The organism is Pseudomonas sp. GW821-FHT03A09 (assembly GCF_059421065.1).
The window spans coordinates 138,332-151,895 of record NZ_JBWKUX010000006.1 but is presented as its reverse complement, the minus strand read 5'-3'; the positions used below and the strand labels follow the sequence as shown (position 1 = coordinate 151,895).

Sequence of the window (13,564 nt, the reverse complement as noted above, 5' to 3'; positions counted from 1 at the left end):
TTTTTATGGCCTCAACGTCTTAAGCGTAGCTCTCGGTCTCGGCGGCAGGCTCAACCAGTTCCAGGCTGATGTTGTTCTGCGTGTTGATCTTGCGATACAGCTCGGCATCGGTCTCCAGGACCTTTTCCCGCGCCGGGAAGATCTCGTGCAGCTTGGCTGCCCATTCACCGGCGGCTTTCTCCGGGAAGCACTTCTCGATCAACTCCAGCATGATCGAAACGGTCACCGAAGCACCTGGGGACGCACCCAGCAGGGCGGCCAGCGAGCCGTCCTTGGCTGCGACCAGCTCGGTGCCGAATTGCAGCACGCCGCCTTTCTTCGGGTCTTTCTTGATGATCTGCACCCGTTGGCCGGCCACTTCCAGGCGCCAGTCTTCGGCTTTTGCCTCAGGGTAGAAGCGGCGCAGGGATTCCAGGCGTTGCTCCATGGACTGGCGCACTTCGCTGACCAGGTACTTGGTCAGGTCCATGTTGTCCCGCGCTACGGCGAGCATCGGGCCGATATTGCCAGCGCGAATCGACAGGGGCAGGTCAAGGAACGAGCCGTGCTTGAGGAACTTGGTTGTGAAGCCGGCGTATGGCCCGAACAGCAGGGACTTCTTGCCCTCCACCACGCGGGTGTCCAGGTGCGGCACGGACATCGGTGGGGAGCCCACTGCCGCCTGGCTGTAGACCTTGGCCTGGTGGTGCTTGACCACTTCCGGGTTGTCGCAACGCAGCCACTGGCCGCTGACCGGGAAGCCGCCGAAGCCTTTGCTTTCTTCGATGCCCGAGGCTTGCAGCAGGGGCAGTGCAGCACCACCGGCGCCGAGGAACACGAACTTGGCGTCCACCTCACGGGTATTGCCGCTGTTGACGTCCTTGATGCTCACGGTCCAGCCTGCGCCGTTGCGCTTGAGGCCGGTGACGCGCTTGCTGTACTTGACCTGGGCGTCTGCCGAGCTGGTCAGGTGGCTGAGCAGTTGGTTGGTCAGGGCGCCAAAGTTGACGTCGGTGCCGTTCATTACGCGAGTGGCGGCGATTTTTTCATCGAGTGGGCGGCCCGGCATCATCAGCGGCATCCACTCGGCCATTTCACTACGGTCTTCGGTGTAATGCATGTCCGAAAACGCGTGGTGCTGGCTGAGGGTTTCAAAGCGCTTCTTGAGGAAGGACACGCCTTTTTCGCCCTGCACGAAGCTCAGGTGCGGCACCGGGCTGATAAAGGACTTGGACGAGCCAAAGGTGCCTTTCTTGGTCAGGTACGCCCAGAACTGCTTCGACACCTCGAACTGGGTGTTGATGTGTACGGCTTTCTTGATGTCGATGGAGCCGTCACCCGCCTGCGGCGTGTAGTTCAGCTCACACAGCCCGGCGTGGCCGGTGCCGGCGTTGTTCCACGGGTTGGAACTTTCCGCGGCACCCGAGTCCATCAGCTCAACGACTTCCAGTTTGAGGCCGGGGTCGAGCTCTTTGAGCAATACGGCCAGGGTGGCACTCATGATGCCGGCCCCTACCAGTACTACGTCGACTGCTTCGTTATGCGCCATTTAACGCGTCTCCAAAATCTGCAGCACCAAATTGACGGCATGGCTGCCAGGAGTGACGGGGCGGTTCACGTGTTGCCCCAGGTTACCCATGGCCAGGATCGCCATGTCCGATTCTTCGCAATTTTTTTGCAACTTCAGCGCACGCTTCCTGCCGGGCTAATCTGCCTATGAACGCATTCATGGGCGCCTGTGGCAATTCGACTTATGGTCAAAGCGTGCGATTCGTGCAACCAAATCCGTAGCGGACAGGTTTCAAGCTCCGTTTCTTGGGGAGTACTCGGTCCTGTGTTGGGCTGTTCCAGACGCTGATGGTGCTTGTACAAACGCCAAACTATTCATTTGCTCGCCACACTCTTGTGAAGTTGTGAAAACCCGTTTTTTCACGCTCTTTTGAAGACGTGAACCTCAAAAAAGGGCTGCCCCAGCCTGGCACCTGGCCCGGATACCTTGCCGACACGCGGCAAAACGGGCAAACAACTCAAGTGGCCGAGCGCAATGGCAGCTCTGGCAGATTCGGTAAAGGCGGAGGGTTTGCAAAAAAACAGCAAGCACGCCAGCTTCACTCGATCTGTGTGGGCGGCTCTCTGTGGGCGATTTGGGGGTTAATGCCGAGGCATTAACGATGTTGCGAGGCCCGATCAGGAGACGTCCTTATAATCGGGGGGAGATTGTAGCGAAGAACGCCAGGGAAATGGGCGTGTTTTATGACTTTTATTAGCGCTTCGGTCAGGAGGCCAACGCTTGCTGGGGTTGTGCATGCACAGGCTGTGGGCAGACCCGGGCGCTGGCCGGCAGCGGACGGTTCATCCAGCCCAGGTGAGTCTCGGCAACTTCCACCCAGCCTTCACCGACGGGCGGCAGGCTGCATTGCTTGAATGCCAGGCAATGGCCATTGGCATCGAGCAAGGCGAAGTGACGATGGTGGGCGTGTGGCATGAACAATGACTTGAGAAGGCGCATGGCTTTGTACCTGTTACGTTACATGCTCGAAGGTTGCCAGTGTGCCATGACACTGGAGTGACGAATTTATGTGAAATTGTAATTTCCACGTGCCTTCAGCTGCCGTTCAGGATTGCTGGTGAGCGGCATACCCGCACCGTTATACTGGCGGCCTGTTTGCACCTAGTCCTGGAGAAATGAGTATGTTGCAACGCCTGTTGTTCGGTTTGATCACTGTGACCAGTTTGACCCTGGTTGGCTGCGCCAACAGCCCGCAACAACTCAGCCCGCAACCTAAAGTCACCGCGCAGTTGGCGCCTGTGGGCCATGGCCAGCCGGTGTCGGTGCGTGTGGTGGATGGCCGTCCGTCGCCAACCCTCGGCTCCCGTGGTGGTCTGTACCCTGAGACCGCACTGATTTCAGTGCAGGGTCAGGATGTGCTGCCCAAACTGCAAGCCCAGGCCGAAGCTGCTGTGCGTCTGCTGGGTTTCACGCCGGCCAACTCGCCGGGTGCCCCTCAACTGACCATCACCCTGGCCGAACTGAAGTACCAGTCGCCTAAAGAAGGCTTGTATGTGACGGAAGCCTCTATCGGTGCGACGTTCAAATCCGACGTGAGTGCTGGCACCCGTCGCTACAGTGGTCGTTACGGCGCGTCCCTGAATCAGCGTTTCGGCATGTCGCCGAACCAGGAAACCAATACCAAGCTGGTCAGCGATGTGCTCAGTGACGCCTTGAGCCGCCTGTTCAAAGATCCAAGCATCGGCCAACTGCTCAGCTCGCAGTAACCGCTGCTCAAAAAGAACCGGGCTCAGTGATGAGCCCGGTTTTTTTTCGCCTGTCGTTTTTATGCAGCCGTTTCGACATAAAGCTCCAGCACACTCACACCTGTGAGCAAATCCAGCTCCGGCAGGTCGGCATGCTGGTGCCCGGCGAGGGCGCAATACACCAGCCAATGGCGGTCTTGAACGTTGAACGCCAGGCTGCCGATCAGCGCCTCCTGCTCGTCGCTTTGTGCGATCAGATACAGCCGATCCTGGTTTTGCGCATGCAGCATGACAAGCTCCTCAAGCGTCGAAGGGCAACAGAGTGGCTTGTTAAGGTGACGTTCAGGTGACGCTGTAAATTACTGGATACATTAGCGGCAATGGGGAAAGGAGCAGGACTGCGCAGGAGGCGACTATCGTTCAGGTTTGTATCTGAGCTGATACCAAGCCACTGATACATCGAGGTTTGCGATGGCAATGCCCGCACTGCTCATCAATGCTGTCGCTCTACTGGTTGCCTGCCCGGGCGCTGCGTTGCTATTCATTACCCGCCTGCGATCCCAGCGTGCCATGGCCGACCTCAGCGCACGAAGCGAAGAGCGCGCCATTGACCAGCCGATGCTGTTTCTGGATGTACACACCGAGCGGGCGTACCGCCTGGCATACCGTATTGGCTTTGCCTGCCTCGGGCTGGCGCTGGCCACCTCCTGGCTCAGTACCCATCTGTAAAAGCACCACAAAACAAATGTGAGAGGGGGCTTGCTCCCGATTGCGGTGTATCAGCCAGTCCATCTGGTACTGACCTGCCGCTATCGGGGGCAAGCCCCCTCCCACATTTCTGATAGGTGCTTAGAGAGGAATCCCGGCCTTGACCCGGTACTGATTGCGCACCGGTGTTGCGTATTGCACCACCAGATACGGTCGATGCTCGACTGGGCATTCGTTCAAGCGTCGTTCCCATTCCGCTTTTGCCTTGGCCAGTTCATCCGCTGGGAACAGGTCTGCTGCCTTCGGCACTTGCAACTGCGGGTCGGCATCATTCCATTGTGCATAGGCCAGGTAGTGCACCGGGAACAACCGGTAGCCCCCCAGGATCTGCCGGTCCATTTCCACGGCGAGCAGCTTGGTGTCTTCAAAGCGCTCGGTGATCGGCGGCGCAAAGTTCACGTGTACGCGGCCCTTGTAGCCGGTAATGCCCAAGGCAATGCTCACATCGTCCTCACCCGGTGCCTTGGTGTAGGTGCCGGTGGTGGCGCGGATGTATAGCTCACGGGCCTTGGCTGCATCGCACGGGTCGTATTCGTAGCTGATGGACACCGGCGTCAGGTTCAGCGACTGAATGACCTCGGCGAACGGCTCGTCCTTGCGGCTGACGTGGAACATCTTGAGGATCGCCGACTCGGTGCGGTCATCTCCATCCTTGGCACGGCCTTCGGCCTGGGCGATCCAGATGGATTGGCCGTCATTGCGAATCGAATGGTTGATGTAGGCCGACAGCAGTTGGTAGGCCGCCATCTTTTCCTTTCGCCCGGTAATCGAGCGGTGCACGATAAAACTCTTGTTCAGGCGCATCAGGTCGCTGACAAACGGCTTTTGCAGCAGGTTATCGCCGATGGCGATGCGGGGTGTCGGTAGCCCGGCGTGGTACACAGCGTAATTGACGAACGCCGGGTCCATCACGATGTCACGGTGGTTGGCCAGGAACAGGTAGGCGGTGCCCGACTTGAGCTGCTCGACACCGGTATACGTCACGCCGTCGGTCGCGCGATCAATGGTGTGGTCGACGTAATACTCGACTTTGTCCTGCAGCGTCGCCACGGTGGTGACGCCGGCAAACTCACGGCGCAACTTGCGGGCGATCATCGGCTTGAGCAACCAGCCCAGGGCGCCGGCAAAGCGCGGGAAGCGGAAGTGGGTCAGGATGTCCAGAAAGGCCTTGTCACTGAACAGACGCGCCAGCACTGCCGGGACTTCGCTGTCGTTGTAAGGTCGGATGGTATCGAATTCGCCCATCATGCTCTCTTGTTAGAAACGGCTAGGGTAAGTAAAGGAAATATCAGGGTGCGGCCGTAATATTGGCTCAGCCGTGAATAGCCCTGTAAATAGACCGGCGATTATACGCACAAGTCACCTAGGAGACCGCGATGCTGGAAACTGCGCTGTACGATTGTCCTTATTGTGGCGAAGAGGTCGAGACCACCGTGGATTTGTCCGGCGGCGATCAGACGTACATCGAAGACTGCCAGGTGTGTTGCCGACCGATCATTTTCAGCCTGCAGGTCCATGGTGACGAATGGATGTTGGAAACCCGCAGCGAAAACGAATAACAGGTACACCCATGCAGCGAATCTACGAACCGGAAAACCTGATGGAAGGCGAGTTACTGCAACAGATGCTCGCCAGCGAAGGTGTCGAGGCGCACCTGGTGGGGCGCCACTTGCTGGGTGGCACGGGTGAGTTGCCGATTTTCGGACTGTTGGGCCTGGAAGTGGACAACGACCAGGCTGCCTACGCCCGTGAGCTGATTACCGCCTACATCGGTGCGCAGCCCCTGCCTGGCGATGAACCCGACAGCTTCCCCGACGTGCTGGTCTGTTAGGCTGTCGGTCGGTTTACCCCCAAGAGTCGTGTTACCCCATGTGTGGACGTTATGCCCTGTTTCGCTGGACCCCTACCTTTGCTGCACTGCCGGGTTTTCCCGCCGATCAGCAAGCCCAGTGGAATATCTCCCCGAATGATTCGGTGCTGATCCAGCGCTTGAGCGAGGGTCAGCGCACCCTGGCGCGTGCCCGTTGGGGCCTCACGCCACCCTGGCTGACCGATCTGTCCCGCACGCCGGCCCACGCCCGCGCCGAAACCCTGGCCGAACAACCGATGTTTCGCGAGGCCTTCCGCCAGCGCCGTTGCCTGTTGCCAGCCAACGGGTTTTACGAATGGCGCGGCACCCAGCGCAAGCGCCCGTATTGGCTCACGCCGGGGGAAGGTTCCACGTTGTTTTTTGCGGCGATCTGGGAAGCGTACCCCGTGCAGGAGCAGGTATGGCTGAGTACGGCAGTGATCACCCAGGCCGCGCAAAGTCAGCGGCGGCCGTTGATTCTGGATGCAGCGGGGCAGGAAGCCTGGCTCAATCCCGAAACGCCCTTGCATGTGCTGCAAGGCTTGCTGGCCAGTGAACCCACCGCGTTGCGCGAGCGAGTCCTGGCCAATATGGTCAACGATCCCAAACTCAATGGGCCGGAGTGCCTGACTCCGGCCTAGTGGTTGGACTCACCGGCCTCATCGGGGGCAAGTCCCCTCCCACATTTTGAATGTATTCACAGATCCAAATGTGGGAGCGGGCTTGCCCGCGAAGGCGGCCTAAAAATCGCAGTAAATATCAAACCTTGAACTGATTGATCAAGCGCCGCTGCTGCTCCGCCAACTTGGTCAAGTCCGCACTCGCCGCGCTGGACTCGTCCGCGCCGCCCGCCACTTCATTCGCAACCTGGCCGATATTGATCACGTTGCGATTGATGTCCTCGGCCACCGCGCTCTGTTCCTCGGCAGCGCTGGCGATCTGGGTGTTCATGTCGTTGATCACCGACACCGCTTGAGTGATGGTCTCCAGCGCTTGCGCTGCCTTTGCTGCGTGCTGCACGCTTTCATCGGTGCGGTTCTGGCTGTCTTCCATCACCCGCACCACATCGCGCGTACCTTGTTGCAACTGCTGGATCATGGCCTGGATTTCTTCGGTGGCCTTCTGGGTTTTCTGCGCCAGGTTGCGCACTTCATCCGCGACCACGGCAAAACCACGGCCTTGCTCGCCGGCTCGTGCCGCCTCGATGGCGGCGTTGAGTGCAAGCAGGTTGGTCTGCTCGGCAATCCCGCGAATCGCGGTGAGGATCGCGTTGATGTTCTCGCTGTCCTTGGCCAGGGTCTGCACCACGCCGACGGCTTTGCCGATTTCTTCGGCGAGTGCGCCGATGGACGTCGAGGTGTCACGCACAATACGCATACCTTGGCTGGCTGCCTGGTCGGCATGGCTGGCGGCTTGCGCAGCCTGGGTGGCATTGCGCGCCACATCTTGCGCGGTAGCGGTCATCTCATGCACGGCGGTCGCCACCTGGTCGATCTCGACCATTTGTCTGTGCACGCCCTGGTTGGTCCGAATCGCAATGTCGGCAGTGTGTTCCGAAGAGTCACTGACTTTCTGCACTGAACTCACCACTTGCGTAATCATGCCTTGCAGCTTGATCAGGAAGGTATTGAAGCCACCGGCGATCGCCCCCAATTCGTCGGCGCGATCGCTGGTCAGGCGCCGTGTGAGATCGCCTTCGCCCTGGGCGATGTCGTTGAGCATGGCCACCATTTGCTTGAGCGGGCGGGCGATGCCATGGCCGACCAGCCAGATCACCAGCAAGCCGATGCCGGCGATCACCAGGCCGACCATGGCCATGCCGAATGTGTCGGTCTTGCGTTGGGCTTGCAGGTCACTTTGCAATGCGTTCGAGTCCGCCATCACGGCACTCAGGGGGAGTTGCAACATCAAGGTCCAGCGCGCTTCGGCCTGGCCGATGTTGAACGGCAAGAGCAATTCGATATGCCCACTTGTCTTGTCGATGTCGTAGCGCACTTCGCCGACTTTCAGTTGGCCAAGGTTGGCCAGTTCATTGCTGTCGAGCAGGTCGCTGGCCTTCTCGCCGAGCTTGCTGGCGTCCTTGGTGTAGGCCACCAGGCGTCCGTTGCTGGAGATCAGCGCCAGTTCACCGGCGCCGTCGTAGAGACTCTGGTCGGCACGGGTCAGCATGTCCTGGATGAAGTTTACCGAGAGGTCGGCACCGACGATGCCCTGGAACTTGCCATCGATCATGATCGGCTCGATGAACGACGCCAGCATCACCATGGCGTTGCCCACCTTGTACGGGGCGGGGTCGATGGCGCAGGGCTTCTGGCTTTCCTTGGAGCACAGGTAGTACTCGCTGGCGCGCACGCCGGTAGAGAGAATGTTCTGGTCGTTGACGTCGGCCAGCTTGTCCAGGCCCAGGCTGCCATCGGCATTGCGGTACCACCACGGCAGGAAGCGGCCGTCGGTGCCCATGCCGACGATGGGGCTGTTCACAAAATTGGCGTCGTTGTGATCGATGGCGTTGGGTTCCCAGCCGATGTAGGCGCCGAGGATTTTCGGGTTACGCACCACGGTTTCATGCAGCAGGCTGATCAGTTGTTCGCGGCCGATCTGTAAGGCCGGTTCGCCCTTGGCGTCCTTCATGCCGAGCAGGGCGTTGGTGGTGGCCAAGCCTTTGGCGGTCACCAACGGCGCTTCCAGTTCGCGCTGGATCAGTGTGGCCTGGGTTTGCGCCAGCGTGGTGAGGCGCTCCTTGATGATCTGTTCGAACTGCGCCTGGGTGCGCTCTTGCACCATCTCCTGGGTTCGCGCACCAGCAAACAAGGCGTAGAGTACCAGTACGGCGACTACGCTCAGCACGATGGCGCCGGTCAGTGCCGCGACGGAAAACTGAATCGACTTGAATTTCATGAAGGCTCCGGGCGCAGAGGGGAATGGGCTGCATTTTTATATCGGCCACGCCGAGGGGAGCCTTAAGGCGTGTCCTGCAAAAAAGTCGGTGGCGTCGCAAATGGGATGGTGGCTGGCGTAGTGGGATGTATCCGAAATTTAACGGTTACACGTCTGCTGTATCTGGCGCCGATATAAATGACCGCCTACGATACGCGCCTGATTTTCAGGGAGAGTGTCATGAAGAAAGCATTGGCGATAAGCCTACTTAGTTCAGCAGTACTGCTGGCCGGTTGTCAGTCGGTCAACACCACCAGTGGCGGCGCCGTGGGTGTGGAGCGCAAGCAGTACATGTTCAGCATGCTGTCGAGCCAGGAAGTCGACCAGATGTATGCCCAGTCCTACCAGCAGACCCTGGGTGAGGCGAGCGGCAAGGGCTTGGTGGACAAGACCAGCGCCAACGCCAAGCGCGTGCAGGCCATTGCCAACCGCCTGATCGCCCAGGCGCCGTCCTTCCGCCCGGATGCGGCGCAGTGGAAGTGGGAAGTGAACCTGATCAAGAGCGATGAGATGAACGCCAACTGTGGGCCTGGCGGCAAGATCTTCGTGTACAGCGCCTTGATCGATAACCTCAAGCTCACTGATGACGAGCTGGCTGCGGTGATGGGTCATGAGATTGCCCACGCCTTGCGTGAGCACGGTCGTGAAGCCATGTCCAAGGCGTATGGCATCGAGATGGCCAAGCAGGGTGCTGGCGCGTTGTTTGGCCTGACCCAGGACAGCCTGGCACTGGCCGATACTGTGACCAACTACGGTATGACCTTGCCCAACAGTCGCGCCAATGAAAACGAGGCGGACTTGATTGGCCTGGAGCTTTCGGCCCGCGCCGGCTACAACCCGAACGCCGCCATCACGTTATGGAACAAAATGGCCAAGGCTTCTGAAGGTGCGCCACCGGAGTTCATGAGCACTCACCCGGCTTCCGACAGCCGAATCGCCTCGTTGCAGGCGGCGATTCCGAAGGTGATGCCTCTGTACCAGCAGGCCAAAAAATCCTGAGCCTGTGAAAATCCAAGTGTGGGAGCTGGCTTGCCTGCGATGCGGGCAACTCGGTCTGGCAGTTGAACCGGGCCGATGCTATCGCAGGCAAGCCAGCTCCCACATTGGGTTGGATTTACAGGTTTAGATCCAGCCGCTGCTTTGCATGGCTTTGTATACGGCGACGATAGCCAGGATGAAGAATGCCGTGGCTGCCAGTCGACGAATCAAGGTCAGCGGCAGCTTCTCCGCTGCAAAATTACCCGCCAATACCACCGGCACGTTGGCAATCAGCATGCCCAAGGTGGTGCCGATAATCACCAGCCACAACTCCGGGTACTGCGCCGCCAGCATCACCGTGGCGATCTGTGTCTTGTCGCCGATTTCGGCGAGGAAGAATGCGATCAGGGTAGTCAGGAACGGCCCGAACTTGCGAGTGGTACTGGCTTCGTCATCGTCGAGTTTGTCCGGCACCAGGGTCCACAGTGCCGTGGCGCAGAAGCTCGCCGCCAGAATCCAGTGCAACACCGCATCCGAGAAGAAACTGCCGAACCAGGCCCCCACGGCACCGGCGGCCGCATGGTTGGCCAGGGTTGCGGCCACAATACCGGCGATGATCGGCCAGGGCTTGCGAAAGCGTGCGGCCAGGATGAGCGCGAGCAGTTGCGTCTTGTCGCCGATTTCGGCCAAGGCAACGATTGCGGTAGGAACGAGTAATGAATCCAGCATCAGGTAGGTTTCCAGGGGCGGGTCGACACGGCTATGACACGTACAGCCTTCCCGCCCCGGGTAAGGTGTGCGTGTCATAGGTCTTGTCAAACCCCGGTCCGTCTGTGCGGACTCCTGGGTCGCATACGCCATGGTCTGCTGACCAAGTATGTTGACGTATGCCGGACGAGCGTGGCGCTCGTGGGAGACTACTCCCCTAGGACGGAGCGGATTCTGCCTAGGCAAAATCCATTCGGCAAGCCTTCTTTTTCAAACGCCCGTCAGCCGCGCTTGGCACGGTAAATGCGAAAGCCATTGCCTTCGGCCTTGATCGCACACACGCCCAGGTGCTCTTCGATCAGCGGTTGATACTTCAGGAAGCTATTAGCGACCAGCCGGAGTTCGCCGCCTTTTGCCAGGTGTTTCGCGGCTTTTCGCAGCAAGTTTTCCGTGGCGAAATAGTCGGTATGCACCCCGACATGGAACGGCGGATTGCTCAGGATCGCGTTCAAACCCATTGGCGCGGCGTCGATTCCGTCACCGGTCAACACCTCGGCTTCCAGACCATTGGCTGCCAATGTCAGGCGGCTGCTGGCGGCGGCAAAGGCATCCACATCCAGCATCGTCACACTGTTGTGCGGGTAGCGACGTTTGACCGCCGCGCCCAATACGCCCGCGCCGCAGCCGAAGTCGAGCAAATGACCGCTGGGCAGTTTGTCCAGGTGTTCCAGCAACAGCTCGGTGCCGCGATCCAGGCGCCCGTGGCTGAACACGCCCGGCAGGCTCACCACCTTGAGTGGCCCTTCGGCCAGCGGCACGTCGAACACTTGCGCCAGGCTTTCCAGCTCGACCGCTTGCGGGGCGTTGGCCACGGTGACTTGCCACAGCTGGCAATGCCGCGCGTTGTCGAGCTTGCGGGGCTTGCCGAACGGGATCATCTGCTTGGCGGCGCTTTCGATACCGCCTTTTTTCTCCCCGACCAGAAACAGCTCGGCGCCGGGCAGGCGTGCGGCCACGGTGTTGAGCAGGTAATCGGTGAGGTCCTTGGACTTGGGCAGGAAGATCACTGCCGCATCGAACGAACGCTCAGGTACGTTCACGCCGAACTGGCTGCGCTCGGGGAAGCGTGCATCGAGTGCTGCCTGGTCGCCCGCATGCCAGCACCAGCCGTGGGCATTGGGCAGGCGCCCCAGCAGGTCGTCGGCAGGCAAACCGACCAGCAGCAGGTTGCCTTGAAAAAGTTCGGCCTGACGAAGCAGTACTTCACTGCGCGGATCCATAGTCTGCTCCTTGAAAAGGGGCGCAGTTTATCAACTGACGACGCGCAGCGGGGCGCCGTTGAAAAAGCCTTGGGCGTTTTCCGCCAGTTGGCCAACGATGCGCTGCCGTGCTTCGCGGCTGCCCCAGGCGTTGTGGGGCGTGACAATCAGCCGAGGAATATCGCTCGCCAGCAGCGGGTTGCCAGCCGCCGGAGGCTCCACGCTCAGCACATCGGTTGCGGCGCCACCCAGATGACCGCTGCGCAACGCATCGGCCAGGGCCTGTTCATTGATCAACCCACCGCGTGCTGTGTTGACCACAAACGCGCCGGGCTTGAGCAACGTCAGCTCGCGGGCACCGATAAAGTTGCGGGTGTGGTCGTTGAGCGGGCAGTGCAGGGTCAGCGCGTCCACTTGTGTCAGCAATTCATCCAGCGGCATGCGGTCGGCGCGGGCAGGGCGCCCCGGGATGGCGCCCAACACAACGCGCATGCCGAAGGCTTCGGCCAGGCGCGCCACGGCGCTGCCCAATTCTCCATGGCCGAGCAAACCGAGGGTTTTACCTTCAAGTTCGACGATAGGGTGATCCAGCAGGCAAAACTGCTTGGCCTGTTGCCATTTGCCCGCGCTGACGTCTCGTTGATAGTCCTTCAAGCGTGTCGCCAGGTTGAGCAGCAGCATGATCGTATGCTGCGCCACCGACGGAGTGCCGTAGCCCTGGCAGTTGCTCACGGTGATGCCGTGGTGGCGTGCCGCTTCCAGGTCGACGTTATTGGTGCCCGTGGCCGATACCAGGATCAGTTTGAGCGTGGGGCAGGCGGCCAGGGTTTCAGCGTTGAGGGCAATTTTGTTACTGATCGCAACTTCAGCGCCTTGCAGGCGTTCGACTACATTCTGCGGGGTTGTCTGTTCGTACAACTGCAGTTCGCCAAAGCAATTTCGCAGCTCGCTGAGGTCGAGGTCCCCGAGGTCCAGGGACGGGTGATCAAGGAAGACCGCGCGGCGATTGTTCGTCATCAACTGTACCTTTTGCGACAGGGTTCGAAGGCGTAATCTGCCGAGCCTATCAGATGAAATAATCAGTTACTTCATGGAGTGAGCATGTACGTTGCCGAGTTTTTGACCGTAGCCCTGATTCACTTATTGGCGGTGGCCAGCCCCGGCCCGGACTTCGCCGTGGTGGTGCGCGAGAGTGTGACCCATGGCCGCCGCGCCGGGACTTGGACCGCGCTGGGAGTCGGCTCGGCGATTTTCCTGCACGTGGGGTACTCGTTGCTCGGCATCGGCTTGATCGTGTCCCAGTCCATCGTGCTGTTCAACGCGCTGAAATGGGCCGCCGCGGCGTATCTGCTGTACATCGGTTTCAAGGCATTGCGCGCCCAGCCGGCCAAGCCTGCCGCCGAAGGCGAGTTGCACCGCGAAGCGGGCGAACGCACCCCGCGTGGTGCGTTTACCGCAGGTTTCGTGACCAATGGCTTGAACCCCAAGGCCACGTTGTTCTTCCTTTCTCTGTTCACGGTGGTGATCAACCCGCATACGCCACTGGCCATTCAAGCCGGTTATGGCGTGTACCTGGCGGTGGCGACGGCGCTGTGGTTCTGCCTGGTTGCCATGTTGTTCAGCCAGCAGCGCGTGCGCGCCGGGTTTGCGCGGATGGGGCATTGGTTTGATCGGACGATGGGCGCCGTGCTGATTGCCATTGGTGTGAAGTTGGCTTTTACCAGCATGAAATAATCAAGTTCATTGAGTGATGTGGGAGGGGGCTTGCCCCCGATTGCGGAGTATCAGCTAATGAATACTTAGCTGAATGACCGCTATCGGGGGCAAGCCC

At 59.9% G+C, this 13,564-nt stretch carries 15 protein-coding genes, 1 pseudogene and 1 riboswitch; of the genes and pseudogenes, 7 read left to right on the top strand and 9 right to left on the bottom strand.

Annotated features, from left to right (window positions below):
* Nucleotides 1–19: 19 nt before the first annotated feature.
* Together mqo and AC07V4_RS13270 are read right to left on the bottom strand one after the other, a co-directional pair.
* Nucleotides 20–1,528, bottom strand: coding sequence for a malate dehydrogenase (quinone) (gene mqo / locus AC07V4_RS13275; RefSeq protein WP_431750615.1), 1,509 nt, complete (start codon nucleotides 1,526–1,528; stop codon nucleotides 20–22).
* Between the two features lie 726 nt (nucleotides 1,529–2,254).
* Nucleotides 2,255–2,488, bottom strand: coding sequence for a hypothetical protein (locus AC07V4_RS13270; RefSeq protein WP_431750616.1), 234 nt, complete (start codon nucleotides 2,486–2,488; stop codon nucleotides 2,255–2,257).
* A gap of 182 nt (nucleotides 2,489–2,670) precedes the next feature.
* Here AC07V4_RS13270 and AC07V4_RS13265 point away from each other — a divergent pair, with 182 nt between their 5' ends.
* Nucleotides 2,671–3,255 (top strand): YajG family lipoprotein, encoded by a 585-nt coding sequence (locus tag AC07V4_RS13265; protein WP_492636861.1) that lies wholly within the window; start codon nucleotides 2,671–2,673, stop codon nucleotides 3,253–3,255.
* Nucleotides 3,256–3,314: 59 nt separating this feature from the next.
* On the opposite strand, the gene AC07V4_RS13260 is transcribed toward AC07V4_RS13265, so the two are convergent.
* On the bottom strand, nucleotides 3,315–3,524 hold the full coding sequence (locus tag AC07V4_RS13260; protein WP_431750618.1) for a hypothetical protein: 210 nt from the start codon (nucleotides 3,522–3,524) through the stop codon (nucleotides 3,315–3,317).
* Between the two features lie 181 nt (nucleotides 3,525–3,705).
* Between AC07V4_RS13260 and AC07V4_RS13255 the strand changes: the two genes are divergently transcribed.
* Nucleotides 3,706–3,963 (top strand): hypothetical protein, encoded by a 258-nt coding sequence (locus AC07V4_RS13255; protein WP_431750619.1) that lies wholly within the window; start codon nucleotides 3,706–3,708, stop codon nucleotides 3,961–3,963.
* A 120-nt stretch (nucleotides 3,964–4,083) separates the two neighbouring features.
* On the opposite strand, the gene AC07V4_RS13250 is transcribed toward AC07V4_RS13255, so the two are convergent.
* Nucleotides 4,084–5,247: a 1-acyl-sn-glycerol-3-phosphate acyltransferase gene (locus tag AC07V4_RS13250; protein WP_492636862.1), complete on the bottom strand. Its 1,164-nt coding sequence runs from the start codon at nucleotides 5,245–5,247 to the stop codon at nucleotides 4,084–4,086.
* Nucleotides 5,248–5,378: 131 nt separating this feature from the next.
* Between AC07V4_RS13250 and AC07V4_RS13245 the strand changes: the two genes are divergently transcribed.
* From AC07V4_RS13245 to AC07V4_RS13235, 3 genes are read left to right on the top strand one after another with little or no spacing between them, the layout of a single operon-like run.
* Nucleotides 5,379–5,561: a CPXCG motif-containing cysteine-rich protein gene (locus AC07V4_RS13245; protein WP_492636863.1), complete on the top strand. Its 183-nt coding sequence runs from the start codon at nucleotides 5,379–5,381 to the stop codon at nucleotides 5,559–5,561.
* A gap of 11 nt (nucleotides 5,562–5,572) precedes the next feature.
* On the top strand, nucleotides 5,573–5,833 hold the full coding sequence (locus AC07V4_RS13240; protein WP_492636864.1) for a putative signal transducing protein: 261 nt from the start codon (nucleotides 5,573–5,575) through the stop codon (nucleotides 5,831–5,833).
* 38 nt (nucleotides 5,834–5,871) lie between these two features.
* A complete protein-coding gene (locus AC07V4_RS13235) occupies nucleotides 5,872–6,492 on the top strand; it encodes an SOS response-associated peptidase (protein WP_492636865.1) in 621 nt (206 codons plus the stop codon).
* Between the two features lie 118 nt (nucleotides 6,493–6,610).
* Here AC07V4_RS13235 and AC07V4_RS13230 read toward each other — a convergent pair whose 3' ends face one another.
* Both AC07V4_RS13230 and AC07V4_RS13225 read right to left on the bottom strand, forming a co-directional pair.
* On the bottom strand, nucleotides 6,611–7,354 hold the full coding sequence (locus AC07V4_RS13230; RefSeq protein WP_493075482.1) for a methyl-accepting chemotaxis protein: 744 nt from the start codon (nucleotides 7,352–7,354) through the stop codon (nucleotides 6,611–6,613).
* Nucleotides 7,355–7,468: 114 nt separating this feature from the next.
* Nucleotides 7,469–7,663, bottom strand: a pseudogene (locus AC07V4_RS13225) (HAMP domain-containing protein); the annotation flags it as partial.
* 1,305 nt (nucleotides 7,664–8,968) lie between these two features.
* On the opposite strand from AC07V4_RS13225, the gene AC07V4_RS13220 reads away from it, so the two are divergent.
* On the top strand, nucleotides 8,969–9,787 hold the full coding sequence (locus AC07V4_RS13220) for a M48 family metallopeptidase (protein WP_492636866.1): 819 nt from the start codon (nucleotides 8,969–8,971) through the stop codon (nucleotides 9,785–9,787).
* 123 nt (nucleotides 9,788–9,910) lie between these two features.
* Here the strand turns inward: AC07V4_RS13220 and AC07V4_RS13215 are convergent, their stop codons facing one another.
* The 3 genes from AC07V4_RS13215 to AC07V4_RS13205 form a co-directional block, all read right to left on the bottom strand.
* Nucleotides 9,911–10,495: a TMEM165/GDT1 family protein gene (locus tag AC07V4_RS13215; protein ID WP_004372026.1), complete on the bottom strand. Its 585-nt coding sequence runs from the start codon at nucleotides 10,493–10,495 to the stop codon at nucleotides 9,911–9,913.
* An 88-nt stretch (nucleotides 10,496–10,583) separates the two neighbouring features.
* Nucleotides 10,584–10,705: riboswitch (yybP-ykoY riboswitch) on the bottom strand.
* A gap of 50 nt (nucleotides 10,706–10,755) precedes the next feature.
* Nucleotides 10,756–11,754 (bottom strand): methyltransferase, encoded by a 999-nt coding sequence (locus tag AC07V4_RS13210; protein WP_492636867.1) that lies wholly within the window; start codon nucleotides 11,752–11,754, stop codon nucleotides 10,756–10,758.
* 30 nt (nucleotides 11,755–11,784) lie between these two features.
* Nucleotides 11,785–12,750, bottom strand: coding sequence for a 2-hydroxyacid dehydrogenase (locus AC07V4_RS13205; protein WP_492636868.1), 966 nt, complete (start codon nucleotides 12,748–12,750; stop codon nucleotides 11,785–11,787).
* Between the two features lie 84 nt (nucleotides 12,751–12,834).
* Between AC07V4_RS13205 and AC07V4_RS13200 the strand changes: the two genes are divergently transcribed.
* Entirely contained in the window at nucleotides 12,835–13,467 is a 633-nt protein-coding gene (locus AC07V4_RS13200; protein WP_025855566.1) for a LysE family translocator, read from the top strand.
* The last annotated feature ends 97 nt before the right edge of the window (nucleotides 13,468–13,564 follow it).